Source organism: Candidatus Cloacimonadota bacterium, assembly GCA_011372345.1.
Classification (GTDB): Bacteria; Cloacimonadota; Cloacimonadia; order Cloacimonadales; family TCS61; genus DRTC01.
Genome location: DRTC01000252.1, coordinates 1 through 1,620 on the forward strand (window position 1 = coordinate 1; position 1,620 = coordinate 1,620).

1 protein-coding gene is annotated in these 1,620 nt (G+C 40.9%); it reads left to right on the forward strand.

Annotation, left to right across the window (positions count from 1 at the left end; all coding sequences use genetic code 11):
* Positions 1-227 precede the first annotated feature (227 nt).
* The gene (locus ENL20_04800; GenBank protein ID HHE37874.1) at positions 228-1,157 is read left to right on the forward strand and encodes a fibronectin type III domain-containing protein; all 930 of its coding nucleotides are present in this window, start codon (positions 228-230) and stop codon (positions 1,155-1,157) included.
* The last annotated feature ends 463 nt before the right edge of the window (positions 1,158-1,620 follow it).

The following is a 1,620-nucleotide window of genomic DNA, read 5'->3' on the forward strand; positions in this document are numbered from 1 at the left end:
ATGAATCGGTTAATGACCTCTATCTTCTTATTAACCACCAACTTAAGTTGGTGGTTAATGAAACAGGAAAAAGTATTAACCGTTTTAACGGTTTCTAATTTTATTGAATTTGACCTTTTTAGATTGGACTCATAGATTGCTTCGCAAGAATTTCTTTATAAGATTACTCGCAATGACAAAAAGAAATAAGTGAAGAATCCGGAAACAAAGCCGGAAAAGGAGGAAACATGGCAATTTTTGAACATAACCGTTTTTCAGCCGATCTTCTTGTTTTGAGAACAGCCCGGCTGGAAGCATTGAAAACCTATATCAACACTTGGGGACCGACCCTGAATATCTCTGCGGAGATGATCGACTGGGCTCTTGGAGCTTATGATGTATGGATAAATCTGCTTGGTTTATCAAATGTAGAAAATGGTGAATCTAAGGAAGCCTACCAGACCATGCACGAAGCTGATGAACTGACTTTCGATTATTGTATCAGATGCCGGGACCTGCTGCGGGAAAAGTATGGAAATGATGACCAGAAACTGGCAGTATATGGGATCGAAGGGAAATTTCCGCAAGGTAGAAGACAAAGGATGAATTCTGTTCGCGACTTGCTGGATGGTCATAAACGAATGCTTGAAGAAGGTGATCCGAATGTTCTGCCCGATGTGTTTATTACTAAATTGCAGGGATATTTTGATGCCAGCAACAATGCCTATCACGGCATCCTGCTCAAAGAAAAACCGGAAGCTGATAAAGCCTTTGATAACCAGAACAGGCAATTCGAGGAAGATTCCAAAAAACTGTCCGAACTTTTTAAAACTGCTTTAATGACCTGGGATGATACGGAACCTTTCCTGGTGCAGATTGGTTTTGCCCCACGCATACCAAAGCCGGGCGGCGGTCAGCCCGATATTCCGACAGGTTTGAACTTTAACTCCATACCACCCAGATTATCAATCTTCTGGAATGCCTGCGAAAATACAACCAGCTACCAGTTGGCATATTCGGAAGACCTGGAAGTCTGGGATGAACTTTATGCCGGAGCTGATACGCAATTCGATTATGATCCGCCTGCCGTGAAAAGAACTTATAAAGTGCGTGCCCGTAATGCTAACGGATTTTCAGATTGGAGCAATACTATCGAGTTTGAACCTTCAGAAGTGTAACACAAAGCTCCTGCTTTGTGATAATACTCGTTCCAACGCTTCGGCTTCAAAATGAAGTTTTACCTTTCCCTCGCAGATTTATAAGCCTTTGGCTTAGCATAAGATCGAGAATTATAATTTATGTATTCGCAGGGAACTGGCATGCCTGTTCCCTGCAAATGTTTTATCTCACCACATTAAAAATACTGATCAGCAGCAGAATAATGATAATAATATTTCCCCAGAGCACCCGGTTCTTGAGGTCGTCGATCTGACGGCGGTTTTCCTGTATCTTATCTTCTAACCTGACTAACAGGTGCTTCATATCTGCAAGTTTATCAGCCGCATGATCGATTTTCTTAACTTTCCTGATGTTCTCAAAATCTTTGATAAAATGTTTCATCACATCAAAGAACATATTGATCATCCCGGTAATAAAGGGATTTGATTTCTGTCTTTCCTTATTCTTTTTCATATTTAATTC

Coding starts and splice junctions, on each gene's coding strand:
- ENL20_04800 (HHE37874.1), top strand. CDS start 228: ATGGCAATTTTTGAACATAACCGTTTTTCAGCCGATCTTCTTGTTTTG.